The sequence below is a fragment of the Limnospira fusiformis SAG 85.79 genome, from assembly GCF_012516315.1.
Lineage (GTDB): Bacteria > Cyanobacteriota > Cyanobacteriia > Cyanobacteriales > Microcoleaceae > Limnospira > Limnospira fusiformis.
In genome coordinates, this window is sequence record NZ_CP051185.1 from 2,024,409 (window position 1) to 2,045,194 (window position 20,786).

At 43.3% G+C, this 20,786-nt stretch carries 22 protein-coding genes and 2 pseudogenes; 16 read left to right on the forward strand and 8 right to left on the reverse strand.

What is annotated here, in order from left to right; genetic code table 11:
- Window positions 1–39 precede the first annotated feature (39 nt).
- A complete protein-coding gene (locus tag HFV01_RS09660; RefSeq protein WP_006624917.1) occupies window positions 40–1,632 on the forward strand; it encodes a serine/threonine-protein kinase in 1,593 nt (530 codons plus the stop codon).
- Here the strand turns inward: HFV01_RS09660 and rbsK are convergent.
- From rbsK to HFV01_RS09675, 3 genes are all read right to left on the reverse strand, one after another.
- On the reverse strand, window positions 1,612–2,550 hold the full coding sequence (rbsK, locus tag HFV01_RS09665) for a ribokinase (RefSeq protein WP_006668249.1): 939 nt from the start codon (window positions 2,548–2,550) through the stop codon (window positions 1,612–1,614). The genes HFV01_RS09660 and rbsK overlap by 21 nt on opposite strands.
- 33 nt (window positions 2,551–2,583) lie before the next feature.
- Entirely contained in the window at window positions 2,584–2,919 is a 336-nt protein-coding gene (locus HFV01_RS09670) for a PP2C family protein-serine/threonine phosphatase (protein WP_318286279.1), read from the reverse strand.
- 250 nt (window positions 2,920–3,169) lie between these two features.
- The gene (locus HFV01_RS09675) at window positions 3,170–3,637 is read right to left on the reverse strand and encodes an EVE domain-containing protein (RefSeq protein WP_006624920.1); all 468 of its coding nucleotides are present in this window, start codon (window positions 3,635–3,637) and stop codon (window positions 3,170–3,172) included.
- Between the two features lie 214 nt (window positions 3,638–3,851).
- Between HFV01_RS09675 and HFV01_RS09680 the strand changes: the two genes are divergently transcribed.
- From HFV01_RS09680 to rlmB, 4 genes are all read left to right on the forward strand, one after another.
- Window positions 3,852–5,768 carry a heavy metal translocating P-type ATPase gene (locus tag HFV01_RS09680; protein WP_006668250.1) on the forward strand — a complete coding sequence of 639 codons (1,917 nt, stop codon included), beginning with the start codon at window positions 3,852–3,854 and terminating at the stop codon, window positions 5,766–5,768.
- A gap of 107 nt (window positions 5,769–5,875) precedes the next feature.
- Window positions 5,876–7,030, forward strand: coding sequence for a glutamine-hydrolyzing carbamoyl-phosphate synthase small subunit (gene carA, locus HFV01_RS09685; protein WP_006624922.1), 1,155 nt, complete (start codon window positions 5,876–5,878; stop codon window positions 7,028–7,030).
- Between the two features lie 177 nt (window positions 7,031–7,207).
- Window positions 7,208–7,558, forward strand: a complete 351-nt coding sequence (locus HFV01_RS09690) for an STAS domain-containing protein (protein ID WP_174447161.1) — start codon at window positions 7,208–7,210, stop codon at window positions 7,556–7,558.
- 104 nt (window positions 7,559–7,662) lie between these two features.
- Window positions 7,663–8,577: a 23S rRNA (guanosine(2251)-2'-O)-methyltransferase RlmB gene (gene rlmB, locus HFV01_RS09695; RefSeq protein WP_006624924.1), complete on the forward strand. Its 915-nt coding sequence runs from the start codon at window positions 7,663–7,665 to the stop codon at window positions 8,575–8,577.
- A gap of 27 nt (window positions 8,578–8,604) precedes the next feature.
- On the opposite strand, the gene HFV01_RS09700 is transcribed toward rlmB, so the two are convergent.
- Window positions 8,605–9,318: a DUF928 domain-containing protein gene (locus tag HFV01_RS09700; RefSeq protein ID WP_193521046.1), complete on the reverse strand. Its 714-nt coding sequence runs from the start codon at window positions 9,316–9,318 to the stop codon at window positions 8,605–8,607.
- Window positions 9,319–9,500: 182 nt separating this feature from the next.
- Here HFV01_RS09700 and HFV01_RS09705 point away from each other — a divergent pair, with 182 nt between their 5' ends.
- Complete coding sequence (locus HFV01_RS09705; RefSeq protein ID WP_193521047.1) at window positions 9,501–12,059, forward strand: EAL domain-containing protein; 2,559 nt, start codon at window positions 9,501–9,503, stop codon at window positions 12,057–12,059.
- Window positions 12,060–12,072: 13 nt separating this feature from the next.
- On the opposite strand, the gene HFV01_RS09710 is transcribed toward HFV01_RS09705, so the two are convergent.
- Window positions 12,073–12,270, reverse strand: a complete 198-nt coding sequence (locus tag HFV01_RS09710) for a PEP-CTERM sorting domain-containing protein (RefSeq protein WP_315639306.1) — start codon at window positions 12,268–12,270, stop codon at window positions 12,073–12,075.
- A 280-nt stretch (window positions 12,271–12,550) separates the two neighbouring features.
- Between HFV01_RS09710 and HFV01_RS09715 the strand changes: the two genes are divergently transcribed.
- The 3 genes and pseudogenes from HFV01_RS09715 to HFV01_RS09725 all read left to right on the forward strand — a co-directional run bounded on the left by HFV01_RS09715 (window position 12,551) and on the right by HFV01_RS09725 (window position 13,449).
- On the forward strand, window positions 12,551–12,781 hold the full coding sequence (locus HFV01_RS09715; protein WP_006624929.1) for a hypothetical protein: 231 nt from the start codon (window positions 12,551–12,553) through the stop codon (window positions 12,779–12,781).
- Window positions 12,782–12,784: 3 nt separating this feature from the next.
- Window positions 12,785–13,141: pseudogene (locus HFV01_RS09720) on the forward strand (type II toxin-antitoxin system RelE/ParE family toxin).
- Entirely contained in the window at window positions 13,138–13,449 is a 312-nt protein-coding gene (locus HFV01_RS09725; RefSeq protein WP_006624931.1) for a helix-turn-helix domain-containing protein, read from the forward strand. Before HFV01_RS09720 ends, HFV01_RS09725 begins: the two are co-directional and overlap by 4 nt.
- Before the next feature lie 55 nt (window positions 13,450–13,504).
- Here the strand turns inward: HFV01_RS09725 and HFV01_RS09730 are convergent, their stop codons facing one another.
- A complete protein-coding gene (locus HFV01_RS09730) occupies window positions 13,505–13,945 on the reverse strand; it encodes a sulfotransferase domain-containing protein (protein ID WP_006624932.1) in 441 nt (146 codons plus the stop codon).
- A pseudogene (locus tag HFV01_RS09735) lies at window positions 13,863–14,123 on the reverse strand (HNH endonuclease); the annotation flags it as partial. The pseudogene HFV01_RS09735 and the gene HFV01_RS09730, both read right to left, overlap by 83 nt.
- Here HFV01_RS09735 and HFV01_RS09740 point away from each other — a divergent pair.
- Together HFV01_RS09740 and HFV01_RS30425 are read left to right on the forward strand one after the other, a co-directional pair.
- On the forward strand, window positions 14,096–14,491 hold the full coding sequence (locus HFV01_RS09740; RefSeq protein ID WP_006624933.1) for an EAL domain-containing protein: 396 nt from the start codon (window positions 14,096–14,098) through the stop codon (window positions 14,489–14,491). The pseudogene HFV01_RS09735 and the gene HFV01_RS09740 overlap by 28 nt on opposite strands.
- Window positions 14,492–14,837: 346 nt before the next feature.
- On the forward strand, window positions 14,838–14,972 hold the full coding sequence (locus tag HFV01_RS30425) for a hypothetical protein (RefSeq protein ID WP_006624934.1): 135 nt from the start codon (window positions 14,838–14,840) through the stop codon (window positions 14,970–14,972).
- An 18-nt stretch (window positions 14,973–14,990) separates the two neighbouring features.
- Here the strand turns inward: HFV01_RS30425 and HFV01_RS09745 are convergent, their stop codons facing one another.
- The gene (locus tag HFV01_RS09745; RefSeq protein ID WP_006624935.1) at window positions 14,991–15,608 is read right to left on the reverse strand and encodes a Uma2 family endonuclease; all 618 of its coding nucleotides are present in this window, start codon (window positions 15,606–15,608) and stop codon (window positions 14,991–14,993) included.
- A gap of 114 nt (window positions 15,609–15,722) precedes the next feature.
- Between HFV01_RS09745 and HFV01_RS30430 the strand changes: the two genes are divergently transcribed.
- The 5 genes from HFV01_RS30430 (at window position 15,723) to HFV01_RS09760 (ending at window position 20,754) form a co-directional block, all read left to right on the forward strand.
- A complete protein-coding gene (locus tag HFV01_RS30430; protein ID WP_318286231.1) occupies window positions 15,723–16,706 on the forward strand; it encodes a hypothetical protein in 984 nt (327 codons plus the stop codon).
- Between the two features lie 147 nt (window positions 16,707–16,853).
- Entirely contained in the window at window positions 16,854–17,066 is a 213-nt protein-coding gene (locus HFV01_RS30435) for a hypothetical protein (RefSeq protein ID WP_318286232.1), read from the forward strand.
- 18 nt (window positions 17,067–17,084) lie between these two features.
- Entirely contained in the window at window positions 17,085–19,313 is a 2,229-nt protein-coding gene (locus HFV01_RS09755) for a CHAT domain-containing protein (RefSeq protein ID WP_318286233.1), read from the forward strand.
- Complete coding sequence (locus tag HFV01_RS30440) at window positions 19,303–19,524, forward strand: CHAT domain-containing protein (protein ID WP_187758008.1); 222 nt, start codon at window positions 19,303–19,305, stop codon at window positions 19,522–19,524. The genes HFV01_RS09755 and HFV01_RS30440 overlap by 11 nt, the downstream gene beginning before the upstream one ends.
- Window positions 19,525–19,590: 66 nt before the next feature.
- Complete coding sequence (locus tag HFV01_RS09760) at window positions 19,591–20,754, forward strand: DNA cytosine methyltransferase (RefSeq protein WP_187758009.1); 1,164 nt, start codon at window positions 19,591–19,593, stop codon at window positions 20,752–20,754.
- The last annotated feature ends 32 nt before the right edge of the window (window positions 20,755–20,786 follow it).

The window sequence follows — 20,786 nt, forward strand, 5'->3', positions numbered from 1 at the left end:
TCAAATTGAATGCTGAGTTAATCCCTTGAACTTCCCAAAATGATTAATACTGCGCTGCTGTCAGGTCAAATTCTCCGCCACCACTATCTGATCATTCGTGAATTAGGTCATGGTGGCTTTGGACGCACCTATTTAGCTAAAGACCAACACCGCTTTGATGAGTTGTGCGTGTTAAAAGAATTCGCACCCCAACTCAAAGGTAATTATGAGTTAAAAAAATCCCGAGAGTTATTTCAACGGGAGGCGCAAACTCTCTACCAACTTAAACATCCGCAAATTCCCAGATTTCAAGAAATATTTGAGGAACAAATATGCGGTCAAATTTATATGTTTGTAGTTCAGGATTATGTCCAGGGTTTCACTTGCCGAGAATTACTCAAAGAGCGACTGCAAAAAGGTGAATTTTTTAGCCAAGCTGAAATCACCGAAATTCTGTTAAAATTGCTGCCAGTGTTGGATTATATCCACTCATTAGGAGTTATTCACCGTGATATTTCCCCCGATAATATCATCTGCAGAGACTCTGATGGGTTGCCAATTTTGATTGATTTTGGAGGTGTAAAACTGATGAAAGCGCACATCAATTCCGAGTGGTCTTCTCAGAGTTTACACCCCAGCCCCGCCACTCGATTAGGAAAGTTCGGCTATGCGCCAGATGAACAAATGCAGATGGGTATTGTTTATCCCCATAGCGATTTATATTCTTTAGCGGCGACTTTGTTAGTGTTGCTAACTGGTAAAGAACCTCAACAACTTATTGATAGTTATAATTCTACTTGGAAATGGGAACCATATCTAACTTTAAATCCTGAGTTATATCGGATTTTTCATAAAATGTTAGCACGTCAACCTAGCGATCGCTATATTTCCGCGCGTCAAATTTTACAGGATCTTAACCAGATCTCAATATCTCCTCAACCTATTCCCACTCAACCGCCACCAGAGTCAGTCACCCCTGACATATTACCGCCCCCAAAAAACCAGCCCCCTGTGGCTAATTTTAGTCCTCCTACTGTTCAACAAATAACCAAATTCGAGTTTTCTCCTAGGTTGAAAATGGCGAGTTTAGTCCTGTTGTCAATGGTGGTAATGGGTAGTTTTGGCTGGTGGGTGGGTAATGTTTGGGCCGATCGCTTTTTTGTTATGGAAACAGCCAAAGATGAATTTGGTAAAATGTCCGAACTTGAAAGGATAGAAATATTACGCGATCGCCGTCGCCATTTAGGTGTTAATTATAACTTTTTTATGACTTTAGTCAATGAAGAGTTTTATTTTCGCTACCCCCAACAACAAGGGCGACTATTAACTAATGATCCTGTTGATTTCGTTTGGCGAAAACGTTGGGATCAAATCGCCCATGAAGTCTTAAATGAGTTAGAAACCCTCAGTTATGAATCTCGACAAGGTTTAGGAACCTATACCCAAGCCGATCTAAATAGTTGGATTAGTACAGCCAACCGCCTTAATCTTAGCACGGCTGAACTGTTTAATTTAGCCGATACTCAATTCTATCAACTCTTCCCAGAAAGACGTGATCAAGGCTCCATAGAAGCTGAACCTTTAATTCAAATATGGCGGGGAATTGTTCGCGATCGCCTCTCTAATTGGGAATCAATTAATCGTGAAAGTTGACATGGGCGGCATCAATACATCATCTAAGGCTTGGCGATCGGGTAGAGAAGACTGCGCCCCTACCTGGGTAGTCGATAAAGCCCCCGTTGCCGCCCCCCAGAGAATCGCCTCCTTTAGCGATCGCCCTTCGTCTAAAGCCGCCGCCATTCCCCCATTAAAAGCATCTCCCGCCGCCACAGTATCCACCGCATTAACCGCAAAAGCCGGAACCCAAAAAGATTCTGATTTAGTCGCCCAAAATACTCCCTTAGACCCCAACTTAATTACAGCAGTTTTTACCCCAAAATCCAACAGAGTATCCGCAGCTTTTTGGGCAGTTTCTACATTATTGACCGCAAAGCCCACCAGTTGACTCGCCTCCGTTTCGTTGGGGGTAATAATATCCACCAACGGATATAATTGTTGAGGGAAAACATCAGGGGCTGGGGCAGGATCAAGAATTACTCTCACTCCCGCATTTTTAGCCGCATGAATAGCCGCTTCCACTGCTTTTAGGGGAATTTCTAATTGCAATAATAAAGATGTTGCTTCCTCCCATAAAGGTTCTAGTCTCTGCACATCTTCTGGACCAACACAACCATTAGCACCAGGAATAACAATAATCTGATTTTCGCCGTTATTATCTACTGCAATAGTCGCTAAACCAGAATGGGTACAATTATCGCGCAAAACCCCTTCACAACCGACGCGATTAGCTTTTAATCCCTCCAGAAGTTCTTGAGCAAAAGCATCCCCGCCAACTCTTCCTACCATCTCAGTTTTTGCCCCTAACCGCGATGCTGCTACGGCTTGATTTGCACCCTTTCCACCTGCTACCGATAAAAAATTATATCCGGTTAAAGTTTCCCCAGGTTGAGGGAGTCGAGGAGTTTGCACCACTAGATCCATATTGATGCTGCCAAAAACTAAAATACTCATAGTTTGCTGTTAATATTGGGGTGATTAAGGGGATTATTTTTGCTTTAAAATAATCAAGGTAATATTATTAAATATTCGCTGACGACCAATATGCTCAAAAACATCAGAAACAATGGCATTTTTTCTGTCTTCAGATGTCTGTTCATGATGACATAGTGCCACTTCACACAAGCGGTCAATGCCATAATGTTGGCCATAGCTATTTTCCCCCTCAGTAATCCCATCTGTAAATAATATTAGCACATCTTTGGGATTTAGTCTAACCGTAATTTTATGGACAAATTGACTAATATCTGGTTCCAAACCCACAGGAAATCCTAAATCAATGGTATCTATAATTTCTACTTGAGGATCATCACCCGATCGCAGTCAAATCGCTTGTTCATGCTGGCCACTAATTTCTAATCATCCCTGACAATAATCTAACAGCATGAGAGTTCAATTTTGAGCACAATTCATCCGAGCCACATTCTCATAACTCGTCAAGCTGGAGTGACTGACGAATTATCAGAGCAATTTCAGCTACAATATTAGATGTTTCGGATTGCAGCCATCAGGGGGGTGTGTTGACGGTCATGGGTTAATTTTACCTAAAATAAACAGCTTAATTATATCCTATCTAAGATACAGATCGGCTAATTTTCAATTGTAGAATGCGATCGCCAATATCCACTCGAATCGGCATGACAGACAAACGATTACCCCGCCGCACCAGTAACAAGTCATCAGGATCAAATTGCTGTTTGAGGTCGCCAAGAGAAATCATCTGGGGAAATTTATCAATAAACTCTACTCTGACCGTATACCAACGAGGATGGTTAGCCGTAGCTTTCGGGTCATAATAGGGGCTATTTTCATCAAATTGAGTAGGATCAACTATATCAGATTCAATGACTCGCACCAAGCCGACAATCCCCGGAATTTTGGTATTAGAATGATAAAAAAAACACAAATCATTAACTTGCATTTTCCGCAAGAAATTCCTAGCCATGTAGTTACGAACACCATCCCAAATACAAGTTGTATCCGACTGCATTTGGTCAATACTATAAGTTTTTTCCTCAGATTTGATCAACCAATAAACCATTGATCCCAACTCCCGCTGGCCATGATGCTACAATTACTTTAATCCTAGCCGTCTTTCGGAAGCGACTCTCAAAAATTTAATTTTTCTTAATCTAATCTCTAGTTAGAGTTGAGCATCGACTTTCATGGCTGGTATAATATTAATAATGATTTAAGATAAGTCCCTAAAAATCACCCCAAAAAATGATAGTATAGAAAGATTTGGCTCCCACACAATGACTGATAATCAACAGAGTTCCTGCTGTTCATGCAATGGAGACGATCGCCATTCTGATAATCTGGTATCCGAAGTGATACCCCTGGCAATAATCACCGCCATTTATATCCTAGCCTTAATCTTCAACAATTGGCTCAAACTCGCGGTTTGGGGTTGGGGGGAATATATAGTATTAATTCCTGTATATTTACTCACAGGCTGGGAAATCTTAGTCAGCGCCGGAAAGAATATCTGGCGAGGTCAGATATTTGATGAAACCTTTTTAATGAGTTTAGCCACCCTGTGCGCCATTGCTATTAATGAAGTTCCCGAAGCCGTGGCTGTCATGCTATTTTATCGAATTGGGGAAGGTTTCCAAGAGTTTTCTGTGCAGCGTTCTCGGCGTTCAATTAAATCATTATTAGCAGTACGTCCAGACAATGCAAACCTGCTAATAAATGGCGAAATAAAAACCATGTCTCCGCAGTTAGTAAATGTCGGCAGTAGTATTGTCGTCAAAGCCGGAGAAAAAATCCCTTTAGACGGAGAAATCATATCTGGAACCTCCCAAATTGACACTTCACCCCTCACCGGAGAATCCTTACCTCGTGCCGTTAAACCCGGAGAAATAGTCCTAGCGGGAACCATCAATCAAACCGGACTACTAACCATTAAAGTAACCAAACCATTTAACGAATCTTCGATTAGCAAAATTTTAGAATTAGTAGAAAGCGCCCAAAGTCGGAAAGCCAAAACCGAAAAATTTATCACCACCTTCGCACGTTATTATACCCCAATTGTGGTAAGTTTAGCCATAGCGATCGCCTTAATTCCTCCCCTAGTCAATTTGGGCAGTTTTCAAGAATGGTTTTCGCGGGCATTAATTCTCCTAGTAATTTCCTGTCCCTGCGGTTTAGTAATTAGCATTCCTCTAGGCTACTTTGGGGGAGTCGGAGGAGCAGCCCAGCAGGGAATCTTAGTGAAAGGCTCGACATTTTTAGACGATTTAGCTGCCGTTAAAACCGTGATATTTGACAAAACAGGAACCCTGACCGCTGGCGTATTTGAGGTGACAAAAATCGTCCCTCATCATCACTTTACCGAAGCAGAATTAATCGAGATTGCCGCCAAAATAGAATCCCTATCTAACCATCCTCTCGCCCAAGCAATTCGTGAATACTATGGAGATTCACCTACCGAAACCTTAATCGAAGATTATCAAGAAATCCCCGGCTGTGGAGTCAAAGGAAACCTGCAAAATCGGACAGTAATTGCGGGAGGCGATCGCCTGTTACACTTAGAAAAAATCGACCATCCTCTCTGTGATGTAGGCGGCACAGTAATTCATCTAGCCGTAGACTATCGCTATGCCGGATATATCCTAATTGCCGATAAAGTTAGACCCGATTCTGTGGCTGCTATTAAAGCCCTCAAAAAACAAGGAGTGCAGAAAATAGTCATGCTAACCGGAGATAATCAAACCGTAGCCGATCGCCTAGCCAAAACCTTAAATATTGATGAATATTATGCCGAATTAAGGCCCGAAGATAAAGTCAAGCAACTGGAAAAACTACTAAGTCCAGATCATCGTAAAGTTGCCTTTGTCGGAGATGGAATCAATGATGCGCCAGCCATTGCTAGGGCTGACGTAGGTATAGCCATGGGAGGTATGGGTTCAGACGCAGCCATTGAAACTGCCGATGTAGTAATTATGACCGATTCTCCCTCTTATGTCAGTCGTGCGATCGCCATCGGACGAAAAACCCGCCGCATTGTCTGGCAAAACATCGGTTTAGCCATGGGAATTAAAGGCTTTTTTATCATCTTAGGAATTTTCGGACTAGCCAGCATCTGGTCAGCAGTATTCGCCGATGTGGGAGTAGCATTATTAGCCATTCTCAACGCTACCCGCATCTTGGGGAAACCAGTTAATTGATAGCCCTCCACCGCTGAATTGTCATGCAATCAAAACTCAACGATCAGCGGTTTGTCAGATATCTGGCAGAATAGGGAGGTATTAAGTTTAGATGCAAATTGGCTTTTATGTCCCTTATCTCTGCTAAACCAGCTTTACTGGTTCTGATTGATGGTACCAGCTATCGAGGTTGGTCCTTTGGCGCTCCAGGTACAGTTTTAGGTGAAGTGGTGTTTAACACCGGAATGACAGGTTATCAGGAAGTTTTGACTGATCCAAGTTATTGTGGTCAGATTGTCACCTTTACCTATCCTGAATTAGGGAACACAGGAGTTAACCCAGAAGACGAAGAATCCCAAAGACCCCAAGTCCGAGGCGCGATCGCCCGTAATATTTGCACCCGTCCCAGTAACTGGCGTTCTACCCAATCCTTACCGGACTATCTCAAAGAACATAATATTCCCGGCATTTATGGCATAGATACCCGTGCCTTAACCCGCAAACTGCGAACTGTCGGGGCCATGAATGGTGGCATATCCACCGAAATTCTCGACCCCGCAGAATTATTATCCTTAGTCGAACAGGCTCCCAATATGGATGGGTTGAACCTAGTTAAAGAAGTAACTACACCAGAGAGCTACGAGTGGTCTGAGTCCACCGATACAGTTTGGGAATTTAGCCCCAGCTTGGAATCAAAAGACAGCCCAACACCCCCACCCCGTTATACAGTAGTTGCCATTGACTTTGGAGTAAAGCGTAATATTCTACGTCGCCTAGCTAGTTATGGTTGTCGGGTGATCGTAGTTCCCGCCAGCACCCCCGCCGCCGAGATCCTCAAATATAATCCCGATGGCATTTTCCTCTCTAACGGTCCAGGAGACCCGGCGGCCGTTTCCGAAGGTATTTCCACAACCCAGGAGTTACTGAAAAGTAACAAACCAGTATTTGGGATCTGTATGGGACATCAAATCCTCGGTTTATCCCTAGGTGCGAAAACCTTTAAGCTAAAATTCGGACATCGGGGATTAAACCAACCTGCTGGTTTAGAAAAGCGTCAGGTGGAAATTACCAGCCAAAATCACGGCTTTGCTCTCGATCCTGATAGCCTAGCGGAGGATGTAGAAATAACCCATCTGAACCTGAACGATCGCACTGTTGCTGGTCTCAAGCACAAAACCCTACCGCTATTTTCAGTGCAGTATCACCCAGAAGCCAGTCCCGGTCCCCACGACGCTGATTATCTGTTTGAGCAGTTCGTTAAGGAAATGGAAAAAGGCAAGTAATTACCTAGCCAGGTTATTGGGGGACAAGCCGATCACTCGTCCCCCTGTCTCTTGCTAATCTCAAATTTGATCCAACCGAATCAGATACCATAGACAATTATGGCAAAAATGGAATATACTAATAAGGCAGTATATGTGCTATCCAGTTAGGAGGGGGCTATTCCTGAGCAACTACACCTGACCGTTAGCCTCAGAGGGACTCGCGACGTTAAAGATAACTATCAAATATTTCGTCTGACCGGATTACTCGATGCCTTCTCAGAAGGTACGTTTCGGAAAATTATGTCCAAGTGTATCGATAATGGACCAAAACACATTGTGTTGGATCTTTCCCAGATAGACTTCGTAGACAGTTCCGGTTTGGGCGCTTTGGTACAACTCGTCAAGAAGGCTCAGACTAACGGAGGAACTTTACAAATTGTTTCTAATCCTCGCGTCACCCAAACCGTGAAACTGGTTCGTTTAGAAAAGTTTCTATCTCTACAGCAAACCGTTGAGGATGCTGTGGCGGCGGTAAAAAAAAGTTGAGTGACTGCTAGGAGTCTACCTATTTCCAGTAGACCGATAGGGGGTTTCTCTGTCGGTCCTACTATTTGTTGATTAAAAATTGCCTAATCTTCGAGGGTTTTTTAATGAGACCTCCTTCATCTCCCCATCGCAAATCTGGCCCGAACCGAGGAAAGGTTAAGCCTTCTTCTAAGCCACCGCATTCTCCTCGGGAAGATAAACCAGCTATCCATCCCCGTCGTCGCGATCGCCCTGTGGCTTCAGCAGAGACAGAACCGCCAGAGGAAGATCTAATTTATGGCCGCCACACAGTCTTAGCAGCCTTAGAAAACGGCCGATCGCTTAACCGAGTTTGGGTAATTTCCCAATTGCGATCGGATACCCGGTTTCAACCTCTCTTACAAGAGGCGAAAGCTAAAGGTGCTATTGTAGACGGAGCCAGCTATCAGCGCCTAGACCAAATTACCAGAGGCGCTAACCATCAGGGAATTGTCGCACAGGTTACACCGTATAAATATTGGGATTTAACCACCCTAATTACCCAGGCTAAATCTGCCAATAGCCAGCCTGTCCTAGTCGCGGTTGATGGTATCACTGACCCCCACAACTTAGGCGCGATCGTTCGCACCGCTGAAGCGATCGGAGCGCAAGGCTTGATTCTACCCCAGCGCCGGGCTGTTGGTATTAATGCTACAGTGATGAAAGTAGCGGCCGGAGCCTTAGAGACTTTCCCGGTAGCGCGGGTGATCAATCTTAACCGTAGTCTAACTGAACTCAAATCAGCCGGATTTTGGATTTATGGGACAGTAGCCGGGGAATTTCAACCCCTGTATAATGCCAATTTAACCGGAGCGATCGTTCTGGTGGTTGGTAGTGAAGGGGAAGGATTGAGTCATGCGATCGCCGAAAACTGCGATGTACTACTTTCTATTCCCCTACAAGGAACAATCCCTAGTCTGAATGTCTCAGTAGCCACTGGTATGGCACTTTATGAGATATTCCGCCAGCGTCAGAATCAGAATCAGAATCAGAGTCAATAGCGATCGCTGCTGAAAATATGGAGTAAATTATTCGGTAATTACAGGTTCTTGAACCAAAACGCCCAGATCCGCCGATTCCAATAGTTTACTCCAAGCCTCTGAGACTGCCGGATCAGGATTACCATGAGACCGCAACTCAGCCAAAGTTGACATAGCATCAAACCACAGCCCAGCCTTTAAATATAGATCCACCTTTTCTAGTGGACTGGCTTGGTTGATTTGACTAGCCAATGCTGGGTCTATTTCTGCCCACCGGATGCCACCTTCGACTATGATATCCTCCGAACGGTTATCAGGATTACAAACGATGGAAAAGTACCACTTGTAATTATTGTTGGTTTTAATGTTTTGAGTGCTGTGTGATGGTATAGTCACACCCATAATTCCAGCTTTACCTCCGATTTTCAGGGTCTCTTCATAAATCACTGTGTCATTGGTGTTATCAATCAGCACAAACTCTGCCGTTTGGACAGTTTCCATAGCAGGTAAGTAAAAATATAACCTAGGAGAGGCTTGAGCGGTTAATCCTATTGATCGAGAGGGAGCGATCGCCATCAAGGGAGTTTGATCAAATCTACAATTAGGGTTGCCACTCCTAGTCCCTCCTCCCACCAAGCGACCTGGGGGCTGATCATCATCACCTAGCACAGATTCTATTAAAGGTGGTGTCATAGAAACCGCTAACAGAGACACCGTACCGAGGACAACCCCTATCGGACCCGCAAAAAGTTTAAGTTTCATAGTTATATCCCGATTATTCCCTGATTCCGAACATTATGATTATAGCAAGGTCATTAACAGACAGCCATCAATCAAATTACTGATCCTTAACCATGGTGAGTTAAATATATTAAGCGCCATAGTTAACTCAATCGTCAGGATGATCAACTATTTTGAGGATAAATAAAAATAAGTAAGTCATCATGATTACCATGTATTTCCACCATTGGCAGCCTAAACTCAATGGCTTTTGTCGTCGTATCTTCAAACACTTAAATCAGTATAGACCGATAAAAGCGCATTTACCATCACTAAAAAAGCTAATTAGTATCATTCTAGCCAGTCTATTAAGCACAGGATTAATATCGGGAATTAGGACTTTGGGAATTTTACAACCCCTAGAATTAGAATCCTTTGATAGAATCATGCGCTTAAATAGTGATAATATTCCTGACCCTCGCCTATTAATTGTAGAGATTACAGAAGCAGATATTCAAACCTACCAAAAATGGCCGTTTTCCGATGAAATTTTAGCCCTAGCCTTAGCCAAACTGCAAGAATACCAACCTAGAGTCATTGGTTTTGATATTTATAGAGATGTTCCACAACCTCCGGGACATTTACAAATTGTCGAACAATTCCAAGCAGATAATATTATTGCCATTAAACAAATAGGAACAGTTGATCCACCGCCATCTATATCAACTAATCAAGTGGGCTTTAACGATTTGGTTTCCGATTTAGATAATACTATTCGCCGCAACTTAATGTATGTTCGCTATGATGGGGAAGAACTTTATTCTTTTGGCGTAAAAGTTAGCCAAAAATACTTAGAATCTCTCAAAAATCACCCAATTATCCTTGATGCACAACCCGGCTTACTGCAAATAGACGAAACTATTTTTCCGGCTATCAGATCTAATTCTGGTGGCTATCAACTACCCGCATCGGAAGTTGGGGGTAGACAAATATTGATGGATTATCACACCAAAGAAATAGCTAAAACTATCACCATTACCGAGCTATTACAGGGAGAAATTGACGGGAATTTGGTCAAGGATAAAGTGGTGTTAATAGGCACAACAGCCACCAGTTCAAGAGACCTGCATCCCACCCCTTTTAGTGCGGCTAAAACTACTCATCATTTAATGCCAGGAGTAATGATTCATGGTTACATGATTAGCCAAATTCTGAAAGTGATTTTAGAAGGAGAATCTTTATTTTGGTTCTTGCCCATGTGGGGGGAGGTTTTATGGTTGTGGCTTTGGTCATTTTTGGGGGGGATTTTGGTAGTCAAATTTCATCGCCCCTTGTCTTTGGGATTACTAATTAGTATCAGCACGATCGCTCTATGGACTATCTGTTTTATAGTATTTTGTCAAAAGGGATGGATTCCCCTAATTCCCCCAGCTTTAGGCTTATTATTTACTGGTGCAATTGTCTTGGCTTATAAAGTTATTTATGGTTTATCCTATGATATTCTTACCGATTTACCTACCCGGATCCTACTCAATCAAAAAATTCAGCGCCTTAGTAATCAGTCTAAATATACCCAAATCGCCCTGTTGTTTTTAGATTTAGACCGCTTTCGTCTCATCAATGAAGGTTTTGGTCATGCCATCGGTGATCAACTGCTAATTTCCACTACCCAACGCATGAAAAAGTGTTTATATTCTCAGACAATTTTGGCGCGAGTTGGCGGGGATGAATTTGCGGTAATGATGCCGAATATCCAGAATATTGACCAGGCAATCGCCATGGCAAATAAACTGCAAAAAGCTCTCGCCGCGCCCTTTTATCTCAACGGTCAACAGGTATATACCACCATCAGTATTGGCATTGCATATAGTAACCAAAATCAAGATTTAGTTGCCCATGATTTATTGAGAGATGCCCATACAGCCATGTATCGCGCCAAGGCTTTGGGAAACAGTCGTTATCAGGTGTATATCTCCACCATGAAATCTCATGCTTTGCAGCAGTTACAACTAGAAGCCGACCTGAGAGAAGCCATTAAAAATCAAGAATTTCAACTGTATTATCAGCCGATTATCAATTTAAAAACTAATCAGATCGCTGGTTTTGAAGCCTTAGTGCGTTGGATATCTCCCCAGCGGGGGTTTGTGTCTCCTGGGGAATTTATCCCAGTTTCTGAAGAGAGTGGTTTAATTATTCCCTTGGGGGAGTGGATTTTATTAGAAGGCTGTCGTCAGTTGGCAATCTGGAATCAAAAATATTGCCAAAATGACCCTTTTATGTTAAGCATAAATCTGTCAACCCGTCAATTTTCCCAAGTTAACTTGATTGAATGTGTCGATCAGATTTTGACTCAGACTGGGGTTGACCGCAGTTGTATTAAATTAGAAATTACCGAGAGTGCAATTATGGATGATGTCGATGAGGCGATCGCACTATTAGAAAGATTAAAAGCCCTAGGTATTAAACTGAGTATGGATGATTTCGGCACTGGTTATTCATCCCTCAGTTATTTGCATCGCTTTCCCATAGATACTCTCAAAGTTGATCAATCCTTTGTGCGTCGGATGGATGACAGCCAGCAAAATACAGAGATTGTCAAAACTATTATTATGTTAGGGCATAACTTAAATATGGATATCGTCGCGGAAGGTATAGAAATCGAAGGTAATGTCCAGACTTTGAAAAACCTAAATTGCGAATACGGACAAGGGTATTTTTTCTCCAAACCTTTGCCGGTCACAGCCTTGGAAGACCTGTTAAATAAGACCCTGTATCAATCATGAACTTAACCATAATTTAAGAATGACGCTTGCGGAACAGACCAAAACCCAAGATCCCCAAAACTAAGAAGCCGATCGCGCTATTAGGTTCCGGTATACTCACCTGGTAACCCATCAGGTTATTGGCAGTTAAATCACCTTCTCCATTGAAATTCATCCACCAGCGGAAGCGGTTATTAGCAGCATTTTGGTTAGCCGCAGAAGGTAAACGCAAATATCTGCACCCCCTCTAGGTTGAGTCTGGTTTTGATTGCCAAATATGGTATCCAAATTAGTGATCTTCACATCCCAACCCAATATATCCATTAATTGGCGATCGCCATACCACCCCCTCGAATGATGGCATATATGCTATCATTTGATTGAGTTAGCGATCGCCGGCAATGGCGAGGCAATTGTCACCCAGAATGTTAAAGAGTTTCAGCAGCGCGAACTCATCTTTCCCCAGCTTTCTATTATTTCCCCTGAAGCATTGATTAGGGAGTCAGTACAATATGGCAACTTTAACGATTCGTTTACCCGATGAAAAACATTCTCGCCTGAAAGCACTGGCTCAATCTCGTGGCATCATTGTGAATAAATTAATGGAAGAACTCTCGGCGCTTGCACTAGCTGAGTTTGATGATCAGACACGCTTTCAAGCCTTGGCAATGCCGGGTGATGTGGCGCGGGGGTTCGAGATTTTGGATCGGTTAGATGCTTTCAAGGCAACGACTTTGTTATAGTTTATGAAATGGAATGTTATATTCGATCCCGATTTTAAGCTCTGGTTTTATCAACAGGAACAAGAACTTCAAGATGAAGTCTTTTCGGTTTTAATTCTGTTGATGGAATTCGGCCCGTCTTTGGGCAGACCGAGAGTTGATACTCTTAAAGGCTCTTCAATTAAGAATATGAAAGAGCTTCGCATTCAATATAAAGGAGAACCTTGGCGGATTTGATTTGCGTTCGATACCGAACGACAAGCTATTTTACTGGTTGGTGGCAACAAAACGGGTAACAAGCGATGGTACAAGGAAAATATTCCTATAGCAGAGCGACGTTATGAACACTATCTTGAACAACTGAAGCAGGAAGAACAATGAAAGACTATACAACCTTATCATCAGAGTTAGCCAAACTTTCTCCAGAACGACAGGAACGGATTAAAGCTAGAGCGGATCAAATTTATCTTGAAGAATTGACTTTCAAGTATCTGCAAGAGAAGTTAGGATTGTCTGAAGACGAGTTGGAGCAATATTTTACTGAATCGGATCTCGGAAAAGCAAAACTGGAAAGTCGGGAATGTCTGGACTTACATACACTTCACGAGGTGGTCAGTGCATTAGGGGGAACTCTGGAAATTACGATCAAAATTCCCCAGAAAGAGCCTTTTGTTCTGATCGGCGAATAGTAGAAACTAGAGCAGATAAACCGTAGGGTGGGCAATGCGGTGGGAAATGCCCACTCTACCAGTTAAATTTTTGTCTGAGATAATCTTCAAGCTGTTGGTTATACGGTCGAAAATATTTTGTAAGCTGTTGATGTAACTGTCGGCTAATGGCGTTGTATTTTCGAGGATTAAGATTGCGATATTCCGGTAAGGGGTGATGTTCCAGACCTAAAAAGTTGTAAATCTGTTGCATAGTGGCGGGGGAATTTTGAAATAAGTCTTCGCTGGGAAGGACGAGAATCTGTTCTCTGGGAAACTGCTCAAACCACTGGGGGAGATAGCGGATATACTGACTAAAGGCTAAGTGATGAGCTAAGTTTAAACTGATGTCAGTTTGATCAATTGCCTGTTGTTTCAGTAAACATTGCAGCCAGCTAACTCCTGTTGGTAAGGCAGTATAAGTTTGTTCGGAAATGGCGGGATTTAACGCACCGATTAGGGAGATTCTTGTATTCATCCTTTCCGCCTTGGCTTCGAGGTATAATGTGGTCTACCTCAACTAAATCTGATGGGGTAAAGTATTGCCCGCACCAGTTACACTTGCCTTTTTGCGTATTGAGTAATTTGGCTACCCTGTTAGGCGTGTCAATTGCTTGTCCTTTTCTGGTTGCCCAGTAAGTCCAATTTCGGTCATGTCGATGAGGCGATCGCACTATTAGAAAGATTAAAAGCCCTAGGTATTAAACTGAGTATGGATGATTTCGGCACTGGTTATTCATCCCTCAGTTATTTGCATCGCTTTCCCATAGATACTCTCAAAGTTGATCAATCCTTTGTGCGTCGGATGGATGACAGCCAGCAAAATACAGAGATTGTCAAAACTATTATTATGTTAGGGCATAACTTAAATATGGATATCGTCGCGGAAGGTATAGAAACCGAAGGTAATGTCCAGACTTTGAAAAACCTAAATTGCGAATACGGACAAGGGTATTTTTTCTCCAAACCTTTGCCGGTCACAGCCTTGGAAGACCTGTTAAATAGGACGCTGTATCAATCATGAAACGAAAACAGGTAATGGTGCTATCGTTGCATTATCCGGAACCGAAAAAATGTCGCGTAAATGTATCAGTAGAGAACTTAGTTGACACTCCCCTCCCTGCCTAAAGGGGAGGGGATTCTTGATTCATAGACCCAACTGGCTTTGACAGGATTGCAAAAGCCAGAGTAATGGTCGAATCTCAGTCGCACGTTTGCTACGCAACGTTTCACGAACGGGTCTACGACCCTTCGCGCTTGCCCTAGCGTACACAAGGCTTCCTTGAGGATGTTGATCGCAGCATTCCAAATTAGTCACCACCCGCCGAAAATCCCAGAGTCCCATATCCGGCACGGTTGCTCAGGAAGCCTTGAGCCGAAATCGCTTTGTGGAAATGGCGCTCGGACAAAAACTAGCGGGTTCCGGTCGTTTGTTGGACAATACCCAAGTGGCGATCGCCCATCCTGACACTTTTCTAGGACAACTGGAATTGTCAAACGGGTAGGCAATGCCCTCCCTCCTACTACGACTTACCCCAAACTCGACGCAAATCTAATACAAAACCAGGTAACAGGTTCTCTCCGGATAACTCAGTTGGATTGGATAGCATTTCTACGTCCGAATCGGCTCGATAAACTTCTACTATTCGACGTTGCGGGTCGATTAACCACCCCAATTTTGCGCCATTTTCTAGATACTCTTGCATTTTTTCTGGCAGCGATTTTAGAGTATCCGAATCAGAACGTAACTCTACGACAAAATCCGGACAAATCTCTGGAAAAGTTTTCTTTTGTTCCTGGCTTAGTGCATCCCAACGGTCTTGACTCACCCAACAGGCATCGGGAGAACGATTTGCCCCATTGGGTAAAATAAACCCCGTGTTACAGTCGAATGCTTTCCCTTGTTGATAATTTTCGTACCAACAATACAATTGCCCAATGATACTAAAATTACGTTCTCCGGTTTCCCAACCCGTTGGTGGATTCACAATTAACTCTCCTGTGGCGGTTCTCTCCAGTTGTAATTCTCGATTACTGGCGGCTAGGGCGGCAAATTGTTCTTGGGTGACGTGAAGTTTCAGGGTTTTGGGGTATGCCAGCAATAGGGTATCGGTTTCCGATGTTTGAGGGGTCTGTACCATTTTGACTTCTCCGATGTAGAGATAGGCTAGTTAAATTTTAGGCGATCGCCCCCACTCCCTCTACCGACATCAGCCGCGATCGCCTCTAACCCAAGCAACACCGGCTTCAACCCCGTGGTTTCCGGTGCGGGGGCTCGAACTCTTTGCCGGTCATCTACGACCGGCGAACTGGATTCTACAGGTCAAGCTGGTGATATCACTATCAATACTAATCAATTAACTATTTCCGGTGATGGGGCGACTATTTTCAGTGCTACACAAGGTAGCGGTCAAGCGGGGAATATTAGCATTCAAACCCGACAACTACAAGTTAATAATGGCGCTCAAATAGTTGCCACTACTCTCGGTGACGGACTAGGCGGAAATATTGACCTTTTGGCTGAGTCTATCCAGTTAGTCGGAACTTCCCCCACTAGGGAAAATCCCAGCGGCTTATTGACTTCTACGGGAACCCCAGACCGGTTTGGTCAAGGAACCGCACCCGCCGGAAATATCCAAGTAAGAACTGGACAATTACAAATTTTAGACGGCGCTCGCATTTCCGCATCTAGTCAAAATCAAGGGTTAGGAGGAAGCCTGAATATTATCGCTTCCCAAGGGGTAGAATTTACCGGAACTTCACCGGATGGCTTTTTCCGTAGCGGCTTATTTGCGGAAAGTCGCAGTGAAGGAGAAGGGGGAAATATTCACCTCAGCGCGCCGAATGTGCGACTAGACAATGGCGGGACTATTACCACGGAAACAGCATCTAATAATGGGGGTAATATCAGTTTGGCGATCGCCGATACCATCACCCTCCGTCGCCAAAGTAGCATATCAGCCACCGCAGGTAGAAATAGCGGTCAAGGTGATGGCGGAAACATCGATCTAAACACCAAGTATCTATTTGCTATCCCCGTGGAAAATAGCGATATAACCGCCAATGCTTTTTTCGGAACTGGGGGTAATATTACCATCACAGCTAGGGGGATTTTTGGCATTGAGTTTCGCCCAGAATTAACTCCCTTGAGTGATATTACCGTTAGTTCCGCCTTTGGGGTTGATGGGGTAGTGACAATTAATAATCCCGACGCTGACCCCAGTCAAGGACTGTTTTAACTACCCACCAGACCCATTGATGCGTCTCGGTTAGTCATTCTTAGTTGTTTACCGGGGTCGGATAATAATCAATTTATTGTCACCGGACGCGGCGGTTTACCACCCAACCCCACCACCATACACACCGGAGAAACTCCCCTAGAAGATTTGGGTAATATAACTTTAGAATCATCAAATCTACAAGGTAGTGCTACAATTTACCAAGATTTTCCCACAGTAGGCAATTCTAGCCTAGTTGAGGCTCAAGGGTTAGTGGTGCATTCTGATGGTCGAGTTAGTTTAATTGCGCGTAGTCCTCATTCTTCCTCGCCTTCTATTCCCTGGCTGAACCCTCAATGTCGTCCTACTGTAATTCCCTAATCGTGTTGTGCCAATTCTATGAAATATCCTAGGCGTTTGACTTTTACCCTGCTGATTTTCTTGGGTTTATTGATTAGCCTGCTGTTAGCAGATACGATCTGGAAACCGGGTTTAACCGAAATTGTACCCACTAAACAGACTCCCATAATTAGCCAAGCCTCCCAGGGGTTACAGGAGGAACAACGGGGACGCGATCGCTATCGACAGGGGGATTTTCAGGAGGCGATCGCTATTTGGGAGTCCGTCGCGCAAACCTACGGAAACGAAGGATATTTCATAGCCCAAGCGCGGGTTCTTAGTAACCTATCTCTGGCTTATCAACACCTGGGAAAATGGCAACTAGCCACCGAAGCGATCGCGCGCAGTATCGCGTTATTAGAGAATGCCGGACTCTCTGGCTTATCTGTTTTCGCCCAAGCCATGAATACCCAAGGTCAATTATATCTGGCGACAGGAAACCCAGAAGCCGCCTTTAGTGCTTGGGAAACCGCCGAAGAGTTATATCATCGCGATCGGCAGGAAATGGGAGTGTTTAAAGCCAGAATTAATCAAGCCACAGCCCTACAGCAACTGGGATTATATCGCCGCGCTTCTTTACTGTTAGCCGATATTAACAACAATCTCCAGCAGCAAGAAACCTCCCCCGAAAAAGCGATCGTCCTCATTCGACTCGGCAACCTACTTAGTACCCTCAGCCGTTTTAATGAAGCCCAATCAATCCTACAAGAGGGTTTAACTATAGCCACCAATTTAAACCTAAACTCCGAACAAGTTACCGCCCTCATTGGTTTGGGAAATGTCGCCAAAAACCGTAAAGATTATACCACAGCTTTAGACTATTATCAACAAGCCCTAAATAGATCTCCTTCTCCTCAACAGCAGGCGGTTATAGAACTCGCTAAATTAAGTTTATTTGCTGAAAATCAACAATGGCAAGCCTTTAGTCAACTATTACCCCGCACCAAATATAACCTAAATCAGTTACCATCAAACCAGACAACTATCTATTATCGTCTGAACCTAGGAAAGCATTGGTCAGCCTTTCACCAAGCACAAAATCCCCAATCATCTTGGCAGGATATTCTGGAACTGTATACCCAAGCCACTCAAGAGGCGATCGACCTAGGAGACCAACGCGCACAAGCCTTTGGGTTAGGTTATATAGCCAGTGTTTATGAACAAACCCAACAATGGCAAATTGCCCCAAATATCACCCAAAATGCCTTAATCTTGAGTCAACAAATTAAAGCCCCAGATATTTCCTACTTATGGTTATGGCAATTAGGTCGCATTCAACAGGCACAAGGAAAACCAGAAAAAGCCATATATTCCTACTTGGAAGCCGTCAACCTCATTGGCTCCCTAAGTCAAGATATCGCATCCGTCGGTCGAGAGTTTCAGTTTTCTTTTCAAAATAGTATTGAACCCGTATATCGAGAATTAGTATCCTTACTATTAGAAACCACACCGCCGGGTAATTCTATCAGTCAGAATAACTTATCCCAAGCTATTAATGTAATCGAGTCTTTAAAAGTTGCCGAATTAGATAAGTTTTTTAGGGCTGATTGTGTAGATATTGTCACTAGAAAAATAGATGAAATAGACCCCAGCGCCGCCGTTATCTATCCCATCATCTTAAAAGATAATCTTCATGTGATTGTCAGTAAACCCAATCAACCCCTAGTTCATCATCAAATTAATGTCAGCCAAACCGAAGTAGAAGCCACCATTAAACAACTCTCTGAAGCATTAGTTATTCGCAGCCGCCGCGATTTTTATGAACCAGGACAAAAACTCTATAATTGGGTAATTCGACCCATCGCTGAGGAAATTAATCCCGAACAAATTAAAACCCTTGTTTTTGTCCCTGATGGTTCCTTCCGTAATATCCCCATGGCAACCCTTTATGATGGCGAAAAATATCTCATAGAGACCTATAGTATTGCCATTACTCCCGGCTTACAACTACTATCCGATAAATCCATCAAACAGCTAGATTTAAAAGTTCTAGCCGGGGGATTAACCGAAGAAAGATATGGCTTTAGTCCTCTGATTTATGTAGCCGACGAAATCGCCACTATTCAATCAGAAACAGCCAGCAAAGTCCTACTTAATCAAGATTTCACCAATCAATTAATCCGCCAAAAGCTAGAATTAACTAACTACCCAATCGTTCATTTTGCTACCCACGATCAATTTAGTTCTCAGCTAGATGAGACATTTATTTTGGCTTGGGATGGCAGTTAAAGCCGGATCCCGCAGTACAGTTGGCACTCTCTGGTCAGTGAATGACCAAGCCAGCAGTGAGTTAATGAGTCAATTCTACAGATTTTTAAACCAAAAGCAATTAAACAAGTCCGAAGCACTCAGGGAAGCGCAATTAAAACTCTTAAACACTTCCTTGTTCCGCCATCCCTTTTATTGGAGTCCCTATATTTTAGTCGGTAATTGGTTATAAACATTTCTCCCCACTGATGGTATAATCATCTAACACCGATGTTGACCAAACACCTGGCTAAGACCCATGACCACCTCAACCGCTAAAACAACCTTTATCGACCTATTTTCCGGAGCCGGAGGGATGTCCTGTGGCTTGGAAATGGCAGGTTTTGAATGTTTGTTAGGTGTCGATTTCGATAAATCTGCGATCCAAACCTTTCAAAATAATCACCCTCAAGCGGAAACAATTTGTGGCGACCTGCGGGAGATTTCTACCGAGCAAATTAGGGAATTAATTGGCGATCGCCATATTAACTTAATTTGTGGAGGTCCCCCCTGTCAAGGTTTTTCCACCATTGGGAGTAACAATAATCTGGATAAACGCAATTTTTTATTTTTAGAATTTCTACGGTTTGTTGAACAACTTAAACCCGACTATATCATCATTGAAAACGTCACGGGTTTATTATCCCGAAAAAACGAAAACACCCTCACATCAATTTTAACTTGTCTACAGAATATCGGATATACTGTTGATGTCCGGGTCCTATCTGCTCATCATTACGGAGTCCCCGAAAAACGCAGGCGCACCATTTTTTTAGGTAATCGTTTCGGCGTACCCAATTTATATCCATCCCCACAATTTCAAGATAATGAACCGGATTTAGACTTTCTTCCTGCTGCTAAAACCGTAGGATTTGCTTGGGAAAATTGGTTAGAATACCAGGGAAAAACGTACAACCACGACCTCAGCACCGCCCAAATTCCCAATCATTTAGAACGTCAAAGAATCCAGCATATTCCCGAAGGTAAAGGCGTTCGTTATCAACCAGACCAACAAGCTTATTTGCCCCCCGAATTATGGTATGATATAGATTGGGAAAAGCTGCGAGAATCCCGATTTAGGGAAACCAAACTTAAACGCCTAGCGCGAGATAGTTATTCTCCCACCATCAACACCAGTCGCACCACTTACTATCACCCCACAGAAAACCGTTATCTGACCCCCAGGGAAGCCGCAGCCATTCAGTCTTTCCCCCCCAATTTCATCTTTTACGGAACCGTTACCCAACAGTGGCGACAAATTGGCAATGCTGTTCCCCCTTTATTAGCCAAAGCATTAGGGAAAGCCATGTCAAAATTAGATTTAAAATTAGATAACTCCCAAAACTCAGGAGATAGTCTGAATACAGAATCAGGTATTGAGCAAATTAGAGCTAATGCCTTTAATTATAAAACCAGTGCCTGAGCTTAAAAATTATCGGGTTATTTGACAGATAG